Origin of the sequence: Enterobacter soli ATCC BAA-2102 (genome assembly GCF_001654845.1) — a bacterium.
Classification (GTDB): Bacteria; Pseudomonadota; Gammaproteobacteria; order Enterobacterales; family Enterobacteriaceae; genus Enterobacter; species Enterobacter soli.
In genome coordinates this window covers 1-22,753 of record NZ_LXES01000031.1, presented here as the reverse complement: position 1 = coordinate 22,753, position 22,753 = coordinate 1, and the positions used below count along the sequence as shown (strand labels likewise).

21 protein-coding genes and 1 other annotated feature are annotated in these 22,753 nt (G+C 54.6%); of the genes, 10 read left to right on the top strand and 11 right to left on the bottom strand.

Features of this window, described 5'->3' with window-relative positions:
- Positions 1–368: 368 nt before the first annotated feature.
- The 3 genes from M987_RS10955 to M987_RS10945 all read left to right on the top strand — a co-directional run bounded on the left by M987_RS10955 (position 369) and on the right by M987_RS10945 (position 2,738).
- Complete coding sequence (locus M987_RS10955; protein ID WP_014069180.1) at positions 369–1,223, top strand: hypothetical protein; 855 nt, start codon at positions 369–371, stop codon at positions 1,221–1,223.
- 151 nt (positions 1,224–1,374) lie between these two features.
- Positions 1,375–2,289, top strand: a complete 915-nt coding sequence (locus M987_RS10950; RefSeq protein ID WP_014069179.1) for an SPFH domain-containing protein — start codon at positions 1,375–1,377, stop codon at positions 2,287–2,289.
- On the top strand, positions 2,286–2,738 hold the full coding sequence (locus M987_RS10945; RefSeq protein WP_014069178.1) for an NfeD family protein: 453 nt from the start codon (positions 2,286–2,288) through the stop codon (positions 2,736–2,738). The genes M987_RS10950 and M987_RS10945 overlap by 4 nt, the downstream gene beginning before the upstream one ends.
- Here the strand turns inward: M987_RS10945 and cueR are convergent.
- On the bottom strand, positions 2,735–3,145 hold the full coding sequence (gene cueR / locus M987_RS10940; RefSeq protein ID WP_014069177.1) for a Cu(I)-responsive transcriptional regulator: 411 nt from the start codon (positions 3,143–3,145) through the stop codon (positions 2,735–2,737). The two genes, M987_RS10945 and cueR, sit on opposite strands and share 4 nt — an antisense overlap.
- 108 nt (positions 3,146–3,253) lie before the next feature.
- Here cueR and copA point away from each other — a divergent pair, with 108 nt between their 5' ends.
- The 3 genes from copA to ybaK all read left to right on the top strand — a co-directional run bounded on the left by copA (position 3,254) and on the right by ybaK (position 7,276).
- On the top strand, positions 3,254–5,752 hold the full coding sequence (copA, locus tag M987_RS10935; RefSeq protein ID WP_014069176.1) for a copper-exporting P-type ATPase CopA: 2,499 nt from the start codon (positions 3,254–3,256) through the stop codon (positions 5,750–5,752).
- 50 nt (positions 5,753–5,802) lie between these two features.
- Positions 5,803–6,597, top strand: coding sequence for a TraB/GumN family protein (locus tag M987_RS10930; RefSeq protein ID WP_014069175.1), 795 nt, complete (start codon positions 5,803–5,805; stop codon positions 6,595–6,597).
- A gap of 199 nt (positions 6,598–6,796) precedes the next feature.
- Positions 6,797–7,276 (top strand): Cys-tRNA(Pro)/Cys-tRNA(Cys) deacylase YbaK, encoded by a 480-nt coding sequence (gene ybaK / locus M987_RS10925; RefSeq protein ID WP_014069174.1) that lies wholly within the window; start codon positions 6,797–6,799, stop codon positions 7,274–7,276.
- Positions 7,277–7,409: 133 nt separating this feature from the next.
- On the opposite strand, the gene ushA is transcribed toward ybaK, so the two are convergent.
- Entirely contained in the window at positions 7,410–9,062 is a 1,653-nt protein-coding gene (gene ushA, locus M987_RS10920; RefSeq protein ID WP_014069173.1) for a bifunctional UDP-sugar hydrolase/5'-nucleotidase UshA, read from the bottom strand.
- Positions 9,063–9,231: 169 nt separating this feature from the next.
- Here ushA and M987_RS10915 point away from each other — a divergent pair, with 169 nt between their 5' ends.
- Entirely contained in the window at positions 9,232–10,452 is a 1,221-nt protein-coding gene (locus tag M987_RS10915; RefSeq protein WP_014069172.1) for an MFS transporter, read from the top strand.
- A 232-nt stretch (positions 10,453–10,684) separates the two neighbouring features.
- Positions 10,685–12,361: a YbaL family putative K(+) efflux transporter gene (ybaL, locus tag M987_RS10910; protein ID WP_014069171.1), complete on the top strand. Its 1,677-nt coding sequence runs from the start codon at positions 10,685–10,687 to the stop codon at positions 12,359–12,361.
- 117 nt (positions 12,362–12,478) lie between these two features.
- Here the strand turns inward: ybaL and M987_RS10905 are convergent, their stop codons facing one another.
- From M987_RS10905 to M987_RS10865, 9 genes are all read right to left on the bottom strand, one after another.
- Entirely contained in the window at positions 12,479–13,783 is a 1,305-nt protein-coding gene (locus tag M987_RS10905) for an inosine/guanosine kinase (protein ID WP_014069170.1), read from the bottom strand.
- 62 nt (positions 13,784–13,845) lie between these two features.
- Positions 13,846–14,808 carry a ferrochelatase gene (gene hemH / locus M987_RS10900; protein ID WP_014069169.1) on the bottom strand — a complete coding sequence of 321 codons (963 nt, stop codon included), beginning with the start codon at positions 14,806–14,808 and terminating at the stop codon, positions 13,846–13,848.
- A 125-nt stretch (positions 14,809–14,933) separates the two neighbouring features.
- Complete coding sequence (adk, locus tag M987_RS10895) at positions 14,934–15,578, bottom strand: adenylate kinase (protein WP_014069168.1); 645 nt, start codon at positions 15,576–15,578, stop codon at positions 14,934–14,936.
- A 228-nt stretch (positions 15,579–15,806) separates the two neighbouring features.
- Positions 15,807–17,681, bottom strand: a complete 1,875-nt coding sequence (gene htpG, locus M987_RS10890; protein ID WP_014069167.1) for a molecular chaperone HtpG — start codon at positions 17,679–17,681, stop codon at positions 15,807–15,809.
- Between the two features lie 110 nt (positions 17,682–17,791).
- The gene (gene recR / locus M987_RS10885) at positions 17,792–18,397 is read right to left on the bottom strand and encodes a recombination mediator RecR (RefSeq protein ID WP_014069166.1); all 606 of its coding nucleotides are present in this window, start codon (positions 18,395–18,397) and stop codon (positions 17,792–17,794) included.
- On the bottom strand, positions 18,397–18,729 hold the full coding sequence (locus tag M987_RS10880; RefSeq protein ID WP_003858972.1) for a YbaB/EbfC family nucleoid-associated protein: 333 nt from the start codon (positions 18,727–18,729) through the stop codon (positions 18,397–18,399). The genes recR and M987_RS10880 overlap by 1 nt, the downstream gene beginning before the upstream one ends.
- A gap of 54 nt (positions 18,730–18,783) precedes the next feature.
- Complete coding sequence (dnaX, locus tag M987_RS10875; RefSeq protein WP_014069165.1) at positions 18,784–20,712, bottom strand: DNA polymerase III subunit gamma/tau; 1,929 nt, start codon at positions 20,710–20,712, stop codon at positions 18,784–18,786.
- Positions 19,390–19,454: a sequence feature (DnaX frameshifting element), on the bottom strand. (Overlaps the previous gene by 65 nt.)
- A gap of 88 nt (positions 20,713–20,800) precedes the next feature.
- Complete coding sequence (gene apt, locus M987_RS10870; RefSeq protein ID WP_000127359.1) at positions 20,801–21,352, bottom strand: adenine phosphoribosyltransferase; 552 nt, start codon at positions 21,350–21,352, stop codon at positions 20,801–20,803.
- Positions 21,353–21,505: 153 nt separating this feature from the next.
- Positions 21,506–21,883, bottom strand: coding sequence for a DUF454 family protein (locus M987_RS10865; RefSeq protein ID WP_014069164.1), 378 nt, complete (start codon positions 21,881–21,883; stop codon positions 21,506–21,508).
- 50 nt (positions 21,884–21,933) lie between these two features.
- Here M987_RS10865 and priC point away from each other — a divergent pair, with 50 nt between their 5' ends.
- Both priC and rsmS read left to right on the top strand, forming a co-directional pair.
- Positions 21,934–22,461, top strand: a complete 528-nt coding sequence (gene priC, locus M987_RS10860; protein ID WP_014069163.1) for a primosomal replication protein N'' — start codon at positions 21,934–21,936, stop codon at positions 22,459–22,461.
- A gap of 12 nt (positions 22,462–22,473) precedes the next feature.
- Positions 22,474–22,620, top strand: coding sequence for a pleiotropic regulatory protein RsmS (gene rsmS, locus M987_RS10855; protein WP_014069162.1), 147 nt, complete (start codon positions 22,474–22,476; stop codon positions 22,618–22,620).
- The last annotated feature ends 133 nt before the right edge of the window (positions 22,621–22,753 follow it).

Here is a 22,753-nt window from a genome sequence, read left to right as displayed (position 1 = left end):
GCGGCAAAGTTGCGCTATTAAAGCAGGGCGAAGGGTTCGTCGGCTACCTGAAATAACCCTCACGCCACACATAAACGTATCGTAATAAAGCCGCCGCTCTGGCGGCTTTTTTGTATCTAAGCACAGACTTAGTTAAGTGTATTTAATGTATTCATCTACTCAGATGAGAAAAAGACACGATTCTTAAAAAAATGAGTCTTTAATATGTCAATCCTGTTTGACATGTTGACATTAAAAAGTAACGTATATCTTCCATTTGTGATCTCGCCAGAGTTCCCGCACGCAGAGCTAATAGCCTCAGACATAGAGTGGTGTTACACTTTTTGGCGGACAAATTGGCACGCTTATCACTATAGGAAGTATGCAGCATGACACATATATTTTATGAGTTCTCTTCCCTGAAGCCTGGTGTTCCTACTGTAGAAACATTAATGGAAGTCATCAATTCTTCGGAACTCACAAGTTTTGTCATCGGTGCAGAGGTTGTTGATTTCGTCAAAAAGGCGCTCATCGTTAATACCACGATCGGGAGTTTCAAAAACTGCAAATTCGCCTTTGATGATGGCGCGCACTTTATTGAGTTTGACGGTAAGGGCAAATCAAAACGTTACGATGAAGTGCCAGACTGGTTTGTCACTCCGGCTGAATTCGCGCGTTCACAGTGGCTCATCAACCACGATCTTGCGGATGTAAAAGCCACCCAGTTTATCGATGTGCTGATGTCCTACCCGCTTAAAGAGCGCCGCGCGCACTGTAACCTGCTGTTCGGCCTGGATCTGCACAAGGTCAACGCAGTTCCGGCAGCCACGCCAGAAGCCAGCAAGCTCGGTAACAAAAACGGTAAAACCACCAAGCCTCGTGTCACCGATCTGGGCTCATTTGAGCTTTTCAGTCAGTTCTTCGAACGCATGAAAACGGCCGTTTTTGCCGATGAGTTCCCTACCCTGCAAGTGCTGACCGGTATCGAAAACTTGTCGAAAGCCCCACACAGCTTAAAACAGGGGATCAGAACATGGTTTAAAGCGATCGCAGGAGATCTTCCCCCAAACAACAAACGTGTTGAGGCGGGTAACGCGGTACTTTTCTGCGCCCCGGTCCGCGAGCATATCCAGCAAATTGAAGCCATTGGGCTGGAAAATTACTACCAGGGTTTATCCAAAGCCATCGCCGACGCGGGCGAGCAGTTTATCGCGGACTTTTCTTACACCCATCAGGTAGCCTGATCCTCTGGCCCTGTTATCTAGCAGGGCTTTTTATTAGCTATCATCCACTTCCCACCTCTTTACAGGGGCGAATTTCTGGCCAATAGCCGATATACTTACGAACAACAAACACACAATTCTTCTCATCACAGCATTCAAAACAGGAGGTTTTATGCTCATCGTTATTCCTGTCCTTATTTTCGTCGCACTGGTTATCGTCGGTGCGGGTGTCAAAATTGTCCCGCAGGGTTATCAGTGGACCGTTGAACGCTTTGGTCGTTACACCAATACGTTGCAGCCTGGTTTAAGCCTTATCGTGCCTTTCATGGACAGAATCGGTCGTAAGATCAACATGATGGAACAGGTACTGGATATCCCCTCTCAGGAAATCATCTCCAAAGACAACGCCAACGTCACCATTGATGCGGTCTGCTTTATTCAGGTGATTGATGCGCCTAAGGCGGCGTATGAGGTCAGCAATCTCGAACTGGCGATTGTTAACCTGACGATGACCAACATCCGTACCGTGCTCGGTTCGATGGAGCTGGACGAAATGCTCTCCCAGCGCGACAGCATTAATACACGTCTGCTGCACATTGTGGATGAGGCGACAAATCCGTGGGGAATTAAAGTCACCCGTATTGAAATCCGTGACGTGCGCCCACCAGCGGAACTGATCGCATCGATGAACGCCCAGATGAAGGCCGAACGTACCAAGCGTGCCTATATCCTTGAGGCCGAAGGTGTACGTCAGGCAGAGATCCTGAAAGCAGAAGGGGAAAAACAATCGCAGATCCTGAAAGCGGAAGGCGATCGCCAGTCTGCGTTCCTTCAGGCTGAGGCGCGTGAACGTTCCGCAGAAGCGGAAGCCCGTGCAACCCAGATGGTGTCCGAAGCCATTGCTGCCGGTGATATCCAGGCCGTTAACTACTTCGTGGCACAAAAATATACCGATGCGCTGAAAGAGATTGGCTCTGCGAATAACAGCAAAGTGGTGATGATGCCGCTGGATGCCAGCAGCCTGATGGGCTCAATTGCCGGGATTGCCGAGCTCATTAAGGATAGCGGAAACGAGCGTAAGAAATGATTGAGCTCATCGTTGCACATCCTCATGCCTTCTGGCTAAGCCTCGGTGGCTTATTACTGGCAGCAGAGATGCTTGGCGGCAACGGTTACCTGCTCTGGAGCGGTATCGCTGCCGTGATCACCGGGTTGCTGGTGTGGCTTATCCCGCTGGACTGGGCATGGCAGGGCGCGCTGTTTGCCGTGCTGACGCTGGTTGCGGCCTGGCTGTGGTGGCGCTGGCTGAGCACGCGGGTGAAGGCGCAGAAACCGGTAGATGCCCATCTGAATCAGCGCGGGCAGCAGATTGTCGGCAAGCGTTTTACGCTGGACACCACGCTGGTGAATGGCCGCGGACACATGCGCGTGGGTGATAGCTCGTGGCCGGTGGTGGCAGATGATGACCTCAGCGCAGGAACGCGGGTTGAGGTCATTGCGGTGGAAGGTATTACCCTGCGCGTGAAAGCCTGTTAAGCATTGGCCTTGCGATGGCAGCAACCGGTAAGATTATCAATAATCGGACAATCGGCGCTGTCATCCCCCGGACAGGACGCCGCCAGCCCCAGCAGTTGTTCCCGCATCGCCTGTAGCTCAATGATATGGCGCTCAATTTCAGCAACCTTCTCCAGGGTACGTTTTTTGACGTCTGCGCTGTGGCGTTTCGGATCGTTGAACAGGTTCACCAGTTCGCCGCACTCTTCCAGGTTAAAGCCTACCAGCCTTGCCTGACGCAGTAACGTCAGCTCATCAAGATGCCGTTGCGTATAACTGCGGTAGCCGTTTTCGCTGCGCAGTGGTGGTGTAACCAGCCCTTTCTCTTCATAAAAACGAATCGCTTTGCTGGTCAATCCGGTTTTTTTCGCAACATCACTGATATTCACATTTCCCCCTTGACCTTCCCCTTGATGGAAGGTTTAACCTTCATAACAGTTAGCGAAAAGCATTATGAAGGTCAATAACTGACCAGATAATTATACGGGAGTTTTGTTATGTCTCACACAATTGATCTGACACTGGACGGCCTCTCCTGCGGCCACTGTGTCAAACGCGTTAAAGAAAGCCTGGAACAGCGTCCTGATGTGGAAAGCGCGGACGTGACTATCGATCATGCAGCCGTCACCGGTAGCGCCAGCGCCGATGCGCTGATCGATACCATCAAACAAGCCGGTTACGGAGCGGAGTTAAGCCACCCAAAGGCTAAACCGCTGGCAGAGTCATCACTCCCGTCGGAAGCACTGACAGCGGCCACTCCTGAGCTTCCGGTAGCTGATGATATTGATGACAGCCAACAGCTGCTGATCAACGGCATGAGCTGCGCCAGCTGCGTTTCCCGGGTACAAAATGCATTGCAGGCCGTACCGGGCGTCGCACAGGCACGGGTCAACCTTGCGGAGCGTACTGCGCTCATTATGGGCAGTGCCTCCGCCGCAGATTTAGTGCAGGCCGTCGAAAAAGCAGGCTATGGTGCAGAGGCCATCGAAGACGATGCCAGGCGCCGCGAACGCCAGCAGGAAACGGCAGTAGCCACCATGAAACGCTTCCGCTGGCAGGCGATTGTCGCGCTGCTGGTCGGTATTCCGGTAATGGTATGGGGCATGATCGGTGACAACATGATGGTCACTGACGATAACCGCACGCTGTGGCTGGTGATTGGTGTGATTACGCTCGGCGTGATGGTCTTCGCCGGGGGTCACTTCTATTCGAGCGCCTGGAAAAGCCTCAAAAATCGCACCGCGACGATGGATACGCTTGTCGCACTTGGCACGGGCGCGGCCTGGCTCTATTCGATGAGCGTCAACGTCTGGCCGCAGTGGTTCCCGATGGAAGCGCGCCATCTTTATTACGAAGCAAGCGCGATGATTATCGGCCTGATTAACTTAGGCCATATGCTCGAAGCCCGTGCGCGTCAGCGCTCCTCTAAGGCGCTGGAAAGACTCCTTGATTTAACGCCGCCAACCGCACGTGTCGTCACAGACGACGGCGAGAAAAATGTCCCGCTGGCCGAGGTTCAGCCGGGTATGACGCTGCGCCTGACCACCGGCGACCGTGTTCCTGTTGACGGCGAAATCACTCAGGGTGATGCCTGGCTTGATGAAGCCATGCTGACCGGGGAACCTATCCCACAGCAAAAATCCCTAGGGGATGCAGTACACGCCGGTACGGTGGTGCAGGACGGTAGCGTACTGTTCCGCGCCAATGCTGTTGGCAGCCACACCACACTGTCGCGCATTATCCGTATGGTGCGTCAGGCCCAGAGCAGTAAGCCTGAGATTGGCCAGCTTGCTGATAAAATCTCCGCCATTTTTGTGCCCGTGGTGGTCTGTATCGCCCTGCTGAGCGCCGCTATCTGGTATTTCTTCGGCCCGGCGCCGCAGATTGTCTACACCCTGGTGATTGCCACCACGGTTTTGATCATCGCCTGTCCTTGCGCACTTGGCCTGGCCACGCCGATGTCGATTATCTCTGGCGTGGGTCGTGCCGCCGAGTTTGGTGTCCTGGTGCGTGACGCCGACGCCCTGCAACGCGCCAGCACGCTCGATACGCTGGTATTTGATAAAACCGGCACCCTTACCGAAGGTAAACCGCAGGTGGTCGCGGTGCACACCGCAGGCATCGCCGAAGCCGATGCGCTGCGTCTGGCAGCTGCGCTGGAACAAGGTTCCAGTCATCCTCTGGCCCGCGCCATTCTCGATAAAGCAGCGGATGCAGCCCTGCCGCAAGTGAATAACTTCCGCACCCTGCGTGGGCTGGGCGTCAGCGGTGAAGCAGAAGGACACGCGCTGCTGCTGGGTAACCAGGCGCTGCTGAGTGAAAAGGGTATCGATACGTCAGCACTGGACAGTGAACTGGAAGCGCAGGCATCTCAGGGCGCGACACCGGTACTGCTGGCTGTAGACGGCAAAGCGGTGGCTCTGATTGCCGTACGCGATCCGCTGCGCCAGGACAGCGTGGATGCCCTGAAACGCCTGCACCGTGCGGGCTATCGCCTGGTGATGCTGACCGGGGATAACCCGACAACGGCAAACGCCATTGCCCGCGAGGCCGGTATTGATGAGGTGATTGCCGGGGTACTGCCAGAGGGTAAAGCCGATGCCATCAAGGCACTGCAAAACCAGGGACGCCAGGTGGCCATGGTCGGGGACGGTATCAACGATGCACCAGCACTGGCTCAGGCCGATGTGGGGATTGCGATGGGCGGCGGCAGCGATGTCGCCATCGAGACGGCGGCGATCACCCTGATGCGCCACAGTCTGATGGGCGTTGCGGATGCACTGGCCATCTCAAAAGCCACGTTGCGCAATATGAAGCAGAACCTGTTAGGGGCATTTATCTACAACAGTTTCGGCATTCCGATCGCCGCCGGGATTTTGTGGCCGCTGACCGGCACGCTACTCAACCCGGTAGTGGCTGGCGCAGCAATGGCACTGTCGTCCATTACTGTAGTCAGTAACGCAAACCGGCTGTTGCGGTTCAAACCGAAAGATTGAACCTTCGGCTCCTACGCGCTAGCATGAACCTTTCCGTTCATGGAGCGCGTATGAGTCTGTTTAATCGTATAAAAACATCGTTTCGCGCCCTGTTCCCCCGCCGTTATGCCTGGCCGGGCATGGATATCTCACTTTCTGGCGGACAACATCTGCACCTGGTTGGCAGCATCCATATGGGAACTTCCGGGATGTCGCCTCTCCCGCCTTCCCTGCTCAAACTGCTGCGTAACGCGGATGCTCTGGTTGTTGAAGCCGATATTTCCGGCAGTGAATCCCCTTTTGCCGATCTGGATATCCCACCTCCGCTCAGCGAGCGCCTGAATGACACCCAGCTTGCCGAACTGACACGCGTAGCCGATGAGCTGGGCGTATCACTGTCAATGCTGGAAACCCAGCCCCTGTGGCAGATTGCCATGGTGCTTCAGGCGACACAGGCGCAGCGTCTGGGGTTGCGGGGCGAGTACGGTATTGATTACCAACTCCTTCACGCCGCCCGGGCACAAAGCCTGCCGATCATTGAGCTGGAAGGTGCACAAAGCCAGGTTGAGCTCTTACGCCAGCTTCCTGATGATGGCTTATTATTGCTGGATGATACCCTGACCCACTGGCATACCAACGCACGGTTGCTTCAGGTGATGGTGAGCTGGTGGCTTGAAACGCCGCCCGTAAACGACAAACCAGAATTACCCGCCACGTTCAGCCAGTCGTTGTATGATGTCCTGATGAACGAGCGTAACCGGGCATGGAAACATACACTGAATGCGCTGCCAGCCGGGCATTATGTGGTCGCCGTGGGGGCGTTACATTTGTACGGAGAAGGGAATTTGCCGTCACTGCTGAAATAAAAAAATGGCCAATATTTCTATTGGCCCGTCAAAGAGGAATTTCATCGTTTTTATTATGCCGAAGGAGACCTTCGGTTGAGCCGATTGTCGCTCAAAGTGACCATCACTGCCAATACTATTGCGCAAGATGGTGCTATTTTTTAGACAAACGTCAGGCGTATGCTCTTGGCATGAATTGTCTGTCGTAAGAAGGATAGCTATGACTCCCGCCGTTAAATTACTCGAAAAAAACAAAATCTCTTTCAGGATCCACACTTACGATCACGATCCGAATGAAACTAACTTTGGTGATGAAGTGGTGCGTAAACTGGGGCTGAATGCCGACCAGGTTTACAAAACGCTGCTGGTTGCAGTGAATGGCGATATGAAACACCTCGCCGTGGCGGTCACGCCGGTGGCGGGTCAGCTGGATCTGAAAAAAGTCGCCAAAGCGCTGGGCGCAAAAAAGGTCGACATGGCGGATCCAATGGTTGCGCAACGCACCACCGGTTATCTGGTGGGTGGGATCAGCCCGCTGGGGCAGAAAAAACGTCTGCCAACGCTGATTGATGCCCCTTCCCAGGAATTCGACACTATCTATATTTCAGGCGGCAAGCGCGGGCTGGATATTGAACTGGCGGCGGGCGATCTGGCGAAAATGCTGGACGCGAAATTTGCGGATATTGCGCGTAGGGATTGATTATTGTCCTGGACAGCGCGTTATTGGTGAAGACAGTTTGGACGCGGACAACGCGCAGGAACCGGAGCGTACACAGAGTACGTGAGGATTCCGAGCATTGCCCGCGTTCAAAATGGCGAACAAAATAGCGCTGTTATTGCCAGCTCACCTCACCTTTCGGCTCATACACACTCACGTCAATCGGCGAATTCTGCTGAATAAACTGCTTAAGCACTTCCGCATCAATAAAGCCGGTATTCACATAGCCCGGTTTATTATCAATATGCGGATAGCCATCGCCGCCCGTGGCGTTAAAGCTCAGTGTTGCCATGCGGTAGGTTTTGCCAGGGTCAACCGGCTCGCCTTTGATTTTGAGGTCATTGAGCTTACCGTCTTTCGCCACAAAACTGACGTTGGCAAACTGCGGATACGCTCCCGAATCGGGTTTCATCTGCGCCACGGCGGTCAGGTAGTCGATAACCTCTTTACCGCTCATGTCGGCATACACCACCACGTTGCCAAATGGCTGAACCTTCAACACATCTTTATAGGTGATATTCCCGCCCTCAATGGAGTCACGAATACCGCCGCCGCTCATCACGCCGAAGTCTGCGCTGGTACGCGCCATTTGCGCTGCCAGCACCAGATGCCCCATATTGGTCTGCACGAAGCGGACTTTGCTGCGGTCACCTTCCAGGCGGCCATTGAGCGTGCCAATCTTCACATCCAGCTGCGCTTTGCCTTTATTCTGGAACGGCGTCAGCAGCGAGAGCATCTGCTGGTTTTCAGCAATTTCTGGGGTGTAAAGTACGCGCTCACTTTTCCCGTCTGGGTAAGAGACTTTCTTCTTCAGGTTGACCGGGATCAGCTGGTAGTGCACCAGTTTCATCTCGCCGTTACGGAACTCAAAGTCCGCACGACCGACGTATTTACCCCACTCGTGAGCCTGAACAATCCAGATACCGTTCTGCCGGTCTGGCGCACACGGTGTGCCTGGTACGTAATCCACCTGCTTTTTATTCTCAGACGCCATACATACCGGATCTTGTGAGTGACCACCCACAATTATTGCCAGAGAGCCCGCTGGCAGGCTGCGCGCCATCTCGACATCACCCGGCGCATTGGAGCCATGCTCGCCATTATCGTAGTGCCCCATATGCGTGGTGGCGATAATCACGTCCGGCTTTTCATTCTGCTGGAGCTCCTGAATCACCAGCTTTGCTTCGTCTGCCGGTTTACGGAACTCGATATCGGTGAAGTATTCCGGGTTGCCGATTTTCGCCGTGTCGTCGGTGGTTAAACCAATAACCGCGATTTTCAGATCCTGACGCTTAAACAGCGCCCACGGCTTAAACAGGCGCTCACCGGTGCTTTTCTGATAAATATTGGCCGAGAGGAACGGGAATTTAGCCCATTTTTCCTGCTGGCGCAGAACGGTCAGCGGATTATCAAACTCATGGTTACCCACGGCCATCGCATCGTAACCAATTAAATTCATGCCACGGAAATCGGGCTCTGCATCCTGTAAATCGGATTCCGGTACGCCGGTATTAATATCCCCGCCCGAGAGCAGCAACACACTGCCCCCTGCGGCGGCGACCTCTTTGCGAATGCCATCCACCAGCGTTTTTTGGGCGGAAAGGCCATATTCACCGTATTCGCTGCGCCAGAAATGGCCGTGGTGATCGTTGGTATGCAGAATGGTGATTTTGTAGGTTTTGTCTTTTTCATACGCCTGTGCAGGCAGGCTTGTCAGCCCCCATGCGGCGATCAGCGCGAGCGCCACGCCACGCTTCATTAACTTCATCTCTTCTCTCCCTGACCCATAGACAAACGCAAAAATTACAATGAGTAACAAGAATAGACAAATAAGTTTTCAGAATTGCGACTTTCTTCAAATGTCACAGACGGGTATGTTAGTTGGATAATAATTACACCCTGCATTTCTAATAACAAACGACGTGGTATTCATCTCTATGGCAATCAGTGAATCAACCCAGCCCGTTACGGGCTCTCCGGCGTCGCCGCCACACTCGCGTACGTCCTTTAAAGTTTTAGGCGCAATCAGTCTTTCTCATCTGCTCAACGATATGATCCAGTCTCTGATTCTGGCGATCTACCCGTTATTGCAGTCTGAGTTTTCATTAACCTTCGTACAGATCGGGATGATCACCCTGACCTTCCAGCTGGCCTCGTCGCTGCTGCAACCGGTGGTGGGCTACTGGACGGATAAATATCCGATGCCGTGGTCACTGCCGATTGGCATGTGCTTCACCTTAAGCGGGTTGGTATTGCTGGCAATAGCGGGCAGCTTTGAAGCGGTGCTGATTGCCGCTGCGCTCGTCGGTACTGGCTCTTCGGTATTCCATCCGGAATCTTCCCGCGTGGCGCGTATGGCCTCTGGCGGGCGTCACGGGCTGGCGCAGTCTCTGTTCCAGGTCGGCGGCAACTTTGGCAGTTCGCTCGGCCCATTGCTGGCGGCAGTGATCATTGCCCCTTACGGCAAAGGCAACGTGGCATGGTTTGTCCTGGCCGCCCTGCTGGCGATTATCGTGCTGGCGCAGATTAGCCGCTGGTACGCCGCTCAGCATCGGGTGAACAAGGGAAAACCTACAGTAAAGGTTACCAATCCCCTGCCTCGCAACAAGGTTATTCTGGCAGTTAGCGTACTGCTGGTGCTGATTTTCTCGAAATACTTCTATATGGCGAGCATCAGCAGCTATTACACCTTTTATCTGATGCAAAAGTTCGGATTATCGGTACAAAACGCGCAGTTCCATCTGTTTGCATTCCTGTTTGCGGTAGCCGCAGGTACGGTAATTGGCGGGCCTGTTGGCGATAAAATTGGGCGTAAATATGTCATTTGGGGCTCTATCCTCGGTGTTGCCCCCTTTACGCTCATTTTGCCGTACGCAAGCCTTGAATGGACGGGCATTTTGACCGTCATCATTGGTTTTATTCTGGCTTCGGCGTTTTCCGCCATCCTGGTCTACGCTCAGGAGCTTCTTCCGGGGCGTATCGGTATGGTTTCCGGGCTATTTTTCGGTTTCGCCTTCGGTATGGGCGGCCTGGGTGCCGCGGTGTTAGGGATGGTTGCCGATCACACCAGTATCTTCCTGGTTTATAAAATCTGTGCTTTCCTGCCACTTTTGGGGATGTTGACCATATTCCTGCCTGACAACCGTCACAAAGCGTAATTTACCGGCCGTCAAAGTTTTACTTTGGCGGCCAAACTCCCTGATGCCATAAGGCTTTCCTCTTCTTCTTCCCGTTGAATTTGTCAAAATCTGCTTTTTTTCACGCTTATTGCTGTTTTATTCAAACTTCAACAATTATTCATAAACATGTCGGTAAAAATTGTCATAAACTGTAACTCGGTTTTTTGGTTTTTCACCAAAAATGGAACACCCCACCACGAAAGGAGACGGAATGCATCACGCCACACCGCTAATCACCACCATTGTTGGTGGACTTGTGCTCGCTTTTATCCTCGGCATGATTGCCAATAAACTGCGAATTTCTCCTCTTGTGGGCTATTTGTTAGCGGGTGTACTGGCGGGTCCTTTTACGCCGGGCTTTGTGGCGGATACCAAACTGGCTCCTGAACTGGCAGAACTGGGCGTGATCCTGCTGATGTTCGGAGTGGGTCTGCACTTCTCTCTGAAGGACTTGATGGCGGTAAAGTCTATCGCCATACCAGGAGCGATCGCCCAGATAGGGGTGGCGACGCTGCTGGGGATGGCGCTTTCGGCCGTGCTTGGCTGGTCACTGATGACCGGCATCGTGTTTGGGCTGTGTCTTTCCACCGCCAGTACCGTGGTGTTGCTGCGCGCGCTTGAAGAGAGACAGCTGATAGACAGCCAGCGCGGGCAAATCGCGATAGGCTGGCTGATTGTTGAAGACCTGGTGATGGTACTGACGCTGGTTCTGCTGCCAGCCGTTGCCGGGATGATGGAAAAAGATAACGTCGGTTTTGCTTCTCTGGCGCTGGATATGAGTATCACCATCGGTAAGGTTGTGGCGTTTATCGCCATTATGATGCTGGTGGGTCGCCGTCTTGTACCCTGGATAATGTCCCGCAGCGCCGCGACCGGTTCCCGCGAGCTGTTTACTCTTTCAGTGCTCGCCCTGGCGCTGGGTATCGCCTTTGGCGCCGTGGAGCTGTTTGATGTCTCCTTTGCGCTGGGTGCATTTTTTGCCGGGATGGTGCTGAACGAATCCGAGCTGAGCCACCGTGCCGCGCACGACACCCTTCCGCTGCGCGATGCATTCGCCGTACTGTTCTTCGTCTCCGTCGGGATGTTGTTCGATCCACTTGTCCTGATCCAGCAGCCGCTGGCGGTGCTGGGTACGCTGGCGATCATCATCTTTGGTAAGTCGGTTGCCGCTTTCTTCCTGGTGCGCATGTTTGGCCACTCGCCGCGTACGGCGCTGACCATCGCCGCCAGCCTGGCGCAAATTGGTGAGTTCGCCTTCATCCTCGCCGGGCTGGGGATGGCGCTGAACCTGCTGCCGCAGGCCGGGCAGAACCTGGTGCTGGCAGGGGCTATTTTGTCCATCATGCTGAACCCGGTGCTGTTCGCGCTGCTGGAAAAATATCTCGATAAAACCGAAACGCTCGAAGAGCAGACGCTGGAAGAGGCTATCGAAGAAGAGAAGCAGATCCCGGTGGATATCTGCAACCATGCGCTGCTGGTCGGCTTTGGCCGCGTGGGCAGCCTGCTGGGTGAGAAACTGATGGCGCAGGGTGTGCCGCTGGTGGTGATTGAAACCTCACGAACCCGCGTTGATGAGCTGCGCGAGCGCGGCATTCGCGCGGTGCTGGGCAATGCGGCAAATGAAGAGATAATGAACCTGGCGCATCTGGACTGCGCCCGCTGGCTGCTGCTGACCATTCCAAATGGCTACGAAGCCGGTGAGATTGTGGCATCCGCCCGCGAGAAGTGCCCGCATATTGAGATTATCGCCCGCGCCCATTATGACGACGAAGTGGAGTACATTACCGAGCGTGGTGCCAATCAGGTGGTGATGGGTGAGCGTGAGATTGCGAATACGATGCTGACGCTGCTGGAGAAGCCGCCGGTTGAAGAGGCGGTGACGGGGTAAGTTTGATGCGGTATGCCCCCTCACCCCGCCCTCTCCCCAAAGGGGCGAGGGAGAAAAGACGGCTCCGTGCGATCCCCTCTCCCCTATGGGGAGAGGGTTAGGGTGAGGGGTTTTCTTTTACCTGTCCCAGTACGCCTCTTCGAGGCTGTCTTCCCTTTCCGGCAGGCCACGCGTTAAGCGCGGGGAATGCTGGTTCAGTACCTGATAACTCACGCGGTTAGCGTACTTACACACCTGCGCCAGCGACGAATAGGTCAGCCAGCTGAACTTGTGCTTGCTGGAGTTAGGCACATTGGTTTTGTGGTACGCGTTGGCGGTAATGTCGTGCAGCAGCGCGGCCAGTGCTCCGTCGCCCGCGCCGTTGGTATTCATGATCTTCTCAGGCCCGCCCATATACGGCGCGATGTGCGAGTAAATACGCAGCGGGTTCTGGCAATCTTTATGACGCATAGCGCGGCTGAATTCGTACTGGTTGAATTCGGCAATGGCGCCCGGCAGCAGCGGATGCTGTGTTTTGCGCTTGCTCTCTTCTTCAGTGAAGCCTGCCATGTATAACCCAACCGGCCCGGCGGTGCAGAGCACCAGATCCACCCAGTCCAGCGCTTTGTCCGACGCCAGCAGCGGATCGCTCTCCCCCGTTAACGCTTCCGCTTCTTCTTCGTTCATCGCCAGAATCGAAACGTGCTCTTTCAGGAACGCCTGCCACCACTCCGGGTTGTCGGCAATCACGAATTTGGTGCCCAGAGTCAGTACCACTGGCACGTTATATTTCTTCGCGTACTCGATCGCCTTCATGGTGGCTTCCGGCATCGGCTCACCTGGCTTGCAGCGGACCAGATAGGAGGTCAATACCAGCGCAGATGCGCCTGCGATCACTTCTTCCGGGATGCTGTCGGCGCGAAGTTTATTCATGTGGCCAGGGCTTATGGCAAAGGTACGTTCACCGGAATCGCTGATAAGCGTAAAGCAGCGGCCGATTGGCCCGTCGACACCCTGGAGATAGTTCAGATCGGTACGGCTGGAAGTGTTGCACAGGTAGCGATAGGCATAGCCACCAATCTCGATATTGCTGCACATCACGCCCAGCAATACGGAACGGTCATCGGCCAGCACGGAATAGTTGTGCATGGTGTTGCCGATGGTGCCACCGGCAAACTGGTGGGTGATCAGGTTTTCACGCACCAGCTCCTGATACAGCGCTTCGGCAACGTCGTCTTCAATGACCAGTGAATGCCCGGCGCTCAAACCGTAACGTTCGACAAACGCGTCATCCACTTTCGCTTCAATATCCACCAGGGTCTGATCGATACCGACCACCCATGCAGCGCTGGTTTCGTTTACCGGCTGAATTTGTTGCAGCAGCGGATCGCGGGCATTGACGGGGAAGTAATGTTTGGATTTACGTTTACCGGGAAATTTCATGGTATGAGCTATGCAAAGAATATGGGCCGGGAATGGTAGCACAAACCCGGCCTATAGCGCGATCAGCGGCTGTTTGCCACCAGCGACACCATCATATCGATATGCTCTGAATCGTCGTTAAGTGCAGGAATGTACTCGTATTTCGTACCACCAGCCTCCAGGAAAAATTCCCGGTTTTGCACCGCTATCTCTTCCAGCGTTTCCAGGCAATCTGCCGAGAAGCCCGGCGACATCACCTGAACGTGTTTCACGCCCTTCTCGCCCAGCATTTTCAGGGTTTCATCGGTATACGGCGTGAGCCACGGCTCGCGGCCAAAGCGCGACTGGAAGGTCATCATCACTTTCTCTGGCGGCAATCCGAGCGCTGAAACCAGCTCTCGCGTGGTATCACGGCAGCGCTGAGGATAATCATCACCTTCATCGGCATAACGCTGAGGAATACCGTGGTAAGAGAGCAGCAACACATCCGGCTCACCGTGTTTTGCAAACGATGCCCGGGCACTGCTTGCCAGCGCTTTAATATAGAGTGCGTTATCAGCGTAATCGCGAATGAACGTGATACCCGGAATACGGCGGCGAGTGGCCAGAATACGCGCCAGTTCATCCCATACCGCGGCAACCGTCGAGCAAGAGTATTGCGGATAAAGCGCCAGCACCACGATATGATCAACGCCCTGTGAAAGCAGGTCATCAACCGCACTGACAAGCGAAGGTTTGCCGTAGCTCATTCCCAGCGCCACCGGCATATCCGGTAAACGGGCCGCAAGGGCTTTCTCCTGGCGACGACTGTAGACCATCAGCGGCGACCCCTCTTCCATCCAGACGGACTGATAGAGTTTCGCCACACGCGGGGAACGAATCGGCAGAATGGCTCCGCGCAACAGCGGCCACCAAAGCAGTCTCGGGGTATCCACGACGCGGGTGTCGCTCAGAAATTGTCGCAGGTAACGTTTTACCGCTTCTGGAGTGGGTGCATCTGGAGTACCCAGATTGGCAAGCAGGATGCCGGTTTTCGCCTGACTCATTCACGCCTCTTAACCATTTGAATGGTTGTCAATTGTAGCGGAAATGCGATTAAACGAAACCAATTACAGCGAAAGGGAAAATGAGAAGATTTCTCACCCGGAGAACCCGGGTGAGAGAAGTGCAATTAGCCGAGGATTTTTTCCAGCTCTGCACGAACGTCAGCAACAGCCTGGGTGCCGTCTACTTTCGCGTATTTGGTGTTACCCGCCTGCGCTTCTTTAGAGTAGTAGCCGATCAGCGGCGCAGTCATCTGATGGTATTCCACCAGGCGCTTACGCACGGTCTCTTCCTGATCGTCTTTACGGGTGGTCAGCTCTTCGCCGGTCACGTCGTCTTTACCTTCAACCTTAGGCGGGTTGAATTTGATGTGGTAAACGCGGCCAGAAGCAGCGTGTACGCGACGACCCACGATACGGTCAACGATCAGCTCGTCTGGCACGTCGAATTCCAGAACATAGTCTACGTTGATGCCCGCTTCTTTCATGGCGTCAGCTTGTGGGATGGTACGTGGGAAGCCGTCCAGCAGGAAACCGTTACGGCAGTCTTCCTGAGCAATGCGCTCTTTAACCAGAGCAATAACCAGTTCGTCAGTAACCAGTTTGCCTGCGTCCATGATGTCTTTCGCTTGTTTACCCAGCTCGGAGCCAGATTTAACAGCGGCGCGCAGCATGTCACCGGTGGAGATTTGCGGAATACCGTATTTCTCCATGATGAACTGAGCCTGAGTTCCTTTACCCGCGCCCGGAGCGCCAAGCAGAATAATACGCATTGCGAAAATCCCCTCAAAAGTTGGTTCAATTTTTCAAAAGCGCTAAACAATACCACCAGAACGGACGTGGCTCAAGGAAGGCGGGACGGCTGAAACGGTTAATGAGGGAGAATATTTGGGTTAGTGCGATTGATTCCCCCTCACCCTAACCCTCTCCCCATAGGGGAGAGGGAATTTGAACACCCTCTCCCCTTTGGGGAGAGGGCAGGGTGAGGGGTAGGTGGTCAGTTACGCCAGCAGCAGCGCATTCACACGTTTAATGAAGAGGTTAGGATCTTCCAGCGTACCGCGTTCGGCCAGCAGAGACTGATCCAGCAGCAGTTCAACCCACTCGGCAAACTGGCTTTCGTCCTGAGTATCTGCCGCGCGTTTGACCAGCGGGTGATCCGGGTTCAGCTCGAAGATATATTTCACTTCCGGCATCGCCTGGCCCGCCGCAGCGAACAGTTTTGCCATCTGGGTGCCCATTTCGTCGGCATCGGTGGTGACAATCGCCGGGGTGTCGGTCAGACGATGCGTGAAACGCACCTCTTTCACACGGTCGCCCAGCAAGGTTTTCACACGCTCAACGAACGGCTCCAGGGCTTTTTCGGCTTCTTTCGCGGTTTCATCCACTTCATCTGCCAGCTTGTCGATGGATTCATCGGCTTTGGCAACGGACTGGAAGGTTTTGCCGGCGAACTCGGTGAGGTAGTTCATCATCCATTCGTCGATGCGATCGGAAAGCAGCAGAACTTCGATGCCTTTCTTACGCAGCAGCTCCAGGTGCGGGCTGCTCTTCGCGGCGGCATAGCTGTCGGCGGTGATGTAGTAAATCTTCTCCTGCCCTTCCTTCATGCGTGCGACGTACTCTTCGAGCGACACGGTCTGTGCTGAAGAGTCAGTATGCGTGGAGGCAAAGCGCAGCAGCTTAGCAATGGCTTCGATATTGCCGGAATCTTCCGCCGGGCCTTCTTTCAGCACCAGGCCGAACTGTTTCCAGAAGGTCTGATATTTTTCAGCATCGTCTTTCGCCAGTTTTTCCAGCATCTGCAACGTGCGTTTGGTCAGCGCGTTACGCAGGTTACGGGTGACGGTGCTGTCCTGCAAGATTTCACGGGAGACGTTCAGCGGCAGATCGTTGGAATCGATCAAACCACGGGTGAAACGCAGGTAGTTCGGCATGAACTGCTCGGCTTCATCCATGATGAACACGCGCTGGACATACAGCTTCAGGCCGTGCTTGTGATCGCGATTCCACATATCCCACGGCGCCTGTGCCGGGATATACAGCAGGCTGGTGTACTCCTGCTTACCTTCCACACGGTTGTGGCTCCAGGTCAGCGGGTCAGTAAAGTCGTGGGCGATGTGCTTGTAAAATTCGTTGTATTCTTCGTCTTTGATTTCAGACTTGTTGCGCGTCCACAGCGCCTGCGCCTTGTTGATCTTCTCCCAGGAAACTACGGTTTCGCCGTCGTTCTCTTCCTGTTTTTCGATCTCAACCGGCAGCGCGATATGGTCGGAATACTTGCTGATGATCGAACGTACACGCCAGTCGTTCAGGAAATCGTCTTCGCCTTCACGCAGGTGCAGAGTGATCTCAGTCCCGCGATCCGTTTTGGTGATATCCGCAACGGTGTACTCGCCTTCACCCTGGGATTCCCAGAACACGCCGTTTTCAGCACTCTCACCCGCAGCACGGGTGCGTACGGTCACTTTGTCCGCCACGATAAATGCAGAGTAGAAGCCCACACCAAACTGGCCAATCAGTTGGCTGTCTTTAGCCTGGTCTGAGCCCATGGATTGCAGGAACGCTTTGGTGCCTGATTTAGCGATGGTGCCGAGATGGTCAATGACTTCATCACGGGTCATACCAATGCCGTTATCGGCGATGGTCAGCGTGCGGTTCTCTTGATTAAAAGAGACACGCACGCGCAGATCGCCGTCGCCTTCATACAGATCCGGCTTAGACAGCGCACGGAAACGCAGCTTGTCCGCCGCATCGGAGGCGTTGGAAATCAGCTCACGCAGGAAGATTTCTTTATTGGAATAAAGGGAATGGATCATCAGATGCAGAAGCTGTTTTACTTCTGACTGGAAACCACGGGTTTCTTGTCCTTTCATCTAAGTCGACCTCAACAATGCCATTTAATGGGGTTTTAAAACGTTGAGTGAAAGATGGGGATAGATAAGAGAGTTTTCAAGCGGAGGCCACGATCGCAGCCTCCGTTTGTTCAGAAAGTAATCTTGTGACGTCCGGCCAGAGAGTGCGATAGCGTGGTGCCATCGACCATTTCCAGCTCGCCGCCAACCGGTACGCCGTGGGCGATACGGCTGGCATCAACGCCTGCCTCTGCGCACAGTTCGGCGATGTAGTTGGCCGTTGCCTCCCCTTCCACCGTTGGGTTGGTGGCGAGGATCACCTCTTTGATCGTTTCGGACTTAAGACGCTGTTCAAGGCGGTCAAGACCGATATCATCCGGGCCAATACCGTCCAGCGGAGAGAGATGCCCCATCAGCACGAAATAGCGCCCCGAAAACTGCCCGGTTTGTTCGATAGCGTAGATGTCCGCCGGACTCTCCACCACGCAAATCTGACCGTTTTCCTGACGACGCGGGTTTGAACAGATGTTACAGACGTCTTGCTCGGTAAACGTACGGCAATCCGCACAATGACCAATTTCTGACATGGCGCGGGTTAAAGCCTGCGCCAGGCGCATCCCGCCGCTGCGGTCGCGCTGCAAGAGCGTGAACGCCATGCGCTGCGCTGACTTCGGGCCAACGCCCGGCAGGCAGCGCAGTGCTTCCATTAACTGCGTGAGCAGCGGACTGGTTTGCATCAGAATGGCATCTTGAAGCCCGGCGGCAGTTGCATACCGCTGGATACAGAGGCCATTTTCTCTTTCTGAGTTTCGTCGATACGGCGAGCAGCATCGTTGAACGCCGCAGCAACCAGATCTTCCAGCATCTCTTTGTCGTCTTCGAGCAGACTTGGATCGATTTCAACGCGGCGGCAGTTGTGCGCACCGTTGATGGTCACTTTGACCAGACCCGCGCCAGATTCACCCGTGACTTCCAACTGAGCGATCTCTTCCTGCATCTTCTGCATTTTTTCCTGCATCTGCTGAGCCTGCTTCATCAGGCCACCCAGACCGCCTTTACCACCAAACATAGGCTTCTCTCTTCTTTCACGTTTAATGATTACAACCGTAAGTCAGACTCACGATCAAATGGGGCGAATACTCTCTTCATCCAGGTCTGCATCGAAGAACCGGCGCAGGGTCTGGATGTTGTTATCCGCAATAATCGACTCACGCGCCTGCGCGAGCTTCTCTTCATAAATAGCCTGTCGCCACTCCAGTGGCGTTCGCACCGCCGGATTATCATCTTCAATGATAGTCAATTCAACCGGCGAACCCTGTAATGTGGCGAGCGCCTCAGCCAGCGCTTTTTGCGCACCCGGGGAATTCAGGTGCCGCTGCCCCGGACGCAGATGCAGGCGAACCTGATTGCCGTCCTGCTCTTTCCAGGCATTAAGCGCTACCTGCTCCACCAGCTTCGGCAGCTGTAATTTGCTGACCTCTGCGGCCCAGGCATCGCGCTCAATAGATTCTTCGGCCAGCTTCGCGGCCAGTTCCGGCGTTTTTTCATGTTCCAGCGCCTTTTTCAGCGCTTTCGGAGTCGCGACCTCTTCCTTTACCGTTTCGATAATCGTGGTCGCTTTCCAGCGATAAGCCTCTTCCTTCACCGGGGCTTTTTGCTCAAGCGCGGATGGCGCAGGGCGCGACTGCACGCGCTCCGTTACCGAAGCCAGTCGTTCAAGCGCGGCGTTATTTACCGGCCGCGCTCTGCCTGGCGCTGCCGGTTCACTCTTTTTTGGTTTGGTTGCTCCCTGCGCACGTTGCAACTGGCTTCGTGCGGCAAGCACCGAACTGGTGGCGTCCGACAGCGGCACATTTTGCTGTGGCGGCGGTGTCGGCTGCGGTGGCACCTGCTGTGGCGACATTACAGCCGTGGGCGCGACCGGGGCAAAAGATTGTTGCAGGACTTCCGGCTCCGGCAGCGGCATCCGCGGGTGGAACGCCAGCGCGCGCAGTAGGGTCATCTCAACGCCCATACGGCGGTCAGGTGCAAACGGTAGCTCTTTGCGGCCGATTAGCAGCGTCTGATAATACAACTGCACATCAGTTGGCGGCACGGTGCGGGCAAGTTCACGCATCCGCTGTTCTATCACCGCCATATCGGCACCAATGGCCGATGGAGAAAGTTGCAGCATCGCCACGCGGTGCAGCAGGCTGAGCATTTCAACCAACAGCCCTTCCCACTCAACGCCGCGTGCAGCCGCCGCGTTGACCAGCGACATCACACGCTCGCCGTTGGCGGCGATCATCGCTTCAATCAGCGACAGCGCCTGGTCATCGTCCAGCGTGCCGAGCATGGTGCTGACCGCATCGGTCGAGAGTTTACCGTCACCGCTGGCGATCGCCTGATCGGTAAGGCTTAATGCATCACGGAGACTGCCGTCTGCCGCGCGTGCCAGCAGTTGCAGGGCACGTGGCTCATGAACAATCTTCTCTTCATCGAGAATATGCTCAAGCTGAGCGCGGATCTGTTCAACGTCCAGCGCCTTAAGATGGAATTGCAGGCAGCGAGACAAAATCGTCACCGGCAGCTTTTGCGGATCGGTGGTCGCCAGCAGGAATTTCACATGCGCAGGCGGCTCTTCCAGCGTTTTCAGCAGGGCGTTGAAGCTGTGACGCGACAGCATGTGCACTTCATCGATCAGGTAGACCTTAAATCGCCCACGCGCCGGTGCGTACTGGACGTTATCCAGCAGATCGCGGGTATCTTCGACTTTGGTGCGCGAGGCGGCATCAATCTCAATCAGATCGACAAAACGGCCTTGCTCGATTTCGCGGCAGTTATCACACACGCCACAGGGTGTCGCGGTGATCCCGGTTTCGCAGTTCAGACCTTTTGCCAGCAAACGGGCAATAGAAGTTTTACCGACGCCACGGGTGCCGGAGAAAAGATAGGCGTGATGGATGCGACCTAGCGACAAGCCGTTCGCCAGGGCCGTCAGCACATGTTCCTGACCGACAACGTCAGCAAAGGTTTGTGGTCGCCATTTACGGGCTAACACCTGATAACTCATGGGCAGGCTCTGCAACGCTGGAAGGTGAATTTATGGAGGGGAATGCTATCACAACCTCACCCATTGAGCGAGGTTGTGACTATCGGGATCAGTGACCCGGGAATGGCACCAGGCTGTAGCTGGTAATACCTTGTTTTTCCAGGCGCTGCTCGCCGCCCAGATCGAACAGGTTGATGATGAATGCGGCGTCAGTCACTTCACCACCCAGACGGCGGATCAACTTCACGGTCGCTTCAATCGTGCCGCCAGTCGCCAGCAGATCGTCCACCACCAGCACTTTGTCGCCTGGCTTGATCGCATCAACGTGGATTTCCAGCTGATCGGTGCCGTATTCCAGCTCATAGCTTTCTGCAATGGTTTCGCGTGGCAGCTTGCGTGGTTTACGCACCGGCACAAAGCCAACGCCCATCGCCAGCGCAACCGGTGCGCCAAACAGGAAGCCACGGGCTTCAGTACCTACTACTTTGGTGATCCCGGCGTTCTTATAACGCTCAACCAGCAGTTCAATGCTGAGCGCGTACGCTTTCGGGTCTTCCAGCAAGCTGGTGACATCACGGAAAAGAATGCCAGGCTTTGGATAATCCTGGATGCTTTTGATGCTGTTTTTCAGATATTCAAGCTGCTGTGCAGTTGCGGTCATCGGTTTGTGCCTAAATAAAACAGTGTTACTCACAGCGCACGTAAGAGGTTGGCAAAGGTAACAATTGTTTAACCTTTAACCAGGTGCACCTGTGCTCGAAAACGGTCGAATTTACTGGCTACGCAAGATAATTGCAACAGACATTATAAGGCGTCAGTGCTTTTGTTGCTTTTCATCAACCACCGGGATCCGCCACATAAAGATGAGCAGACACGTCAGGATCACCAGCAGCAGGATGCGTACCCACATCATTTTCACCAGCCATAACGATATGGCGAAGGTTAACAGGATAACGGCAATCGCCCGTGGCTTTGCGCCAGGCGGCATCGCACGATGTTTTTGCCAGTGGCGCAGATAACCGCCAAACCATGAACGATACAACAGCCAGTGGTGAAAGCGTGGCGAAGAACGGGCGAAGCACCAGGCCGCCAGCAGAATAAAAGGCGTGGTTGGCAGGAGCGGTAAAACAACGCCCAGAGTGCCAAGCACTACCGCGAGCCAGCCAATGATGATTAGAATAGTACGCTTCATAATGCGAATCGTTATCAAACTGAACGGCTACTTTACCACTGGAGAGCGGATTGAAAACAGACTTGCTTCTGAATACGCTGCAAAATCAGATGGCGCTTCTGCGTGAGCAGGCTACACCGCTGATGGGACATGCAACGCTGAAACCGCGCTTTGATCGGCAGCTTTTTCGCACCCGCAGCACCTTGATAAAGGATTATCTTGATGAGGCACAGGCGAACCTCGATGAGTTGCGCCACGCGGTTCAGAGCGAGCACGCCGAACAGGTGGCCTGGCTTGCGGAGCACCTCACCGAACAGATAACCGCCCTGCACCGTGAAATTGCGGCCTGGCCGCTGCGTATGTGGGACAGCGCTTCATCGGGTGCGGGCAAATGGCAGCGCAAGCGGCTCGAGAACCAGGAATTTGAACGCCGCCTGTTTGAGATGAAGCGCGAGCGTGAAACGCGCCTCAGCAACAGTGAAACCCTGGAAGAACAGCAATTATTGATGCGAGAAATCACCGCCCTGGAAGGACGCCTTGTCCGCTGCCGTCAGGCGCTGGATGAAATTGAACGCGTTATAGAACGTCTGACCCGCTAAAAGGAGCCGCGAATGTCACTGGAAAATGCCCCCGATGAGGTCAAACTGGCCGTTGATTTGATTATGCTGCTGGAGAATCATGAGCTCCCGGTAGAGACAGTGTTGAAGGCGCTGGAGATTGTACGCAAAGATTTTGAGGGTAAATTACCTTCATCCTGAGGGGAAAAGGTTCCCCAGTAATTTTTGTCTTTATTCCGCGATGAAATAACGCCATTGAAATAAAAGGCTTACAGCGGCGGCCATGGTCCGGCCGAAAATCGCCGAAGCGTTTCCTGTAGGCCGGGGCGAGGCG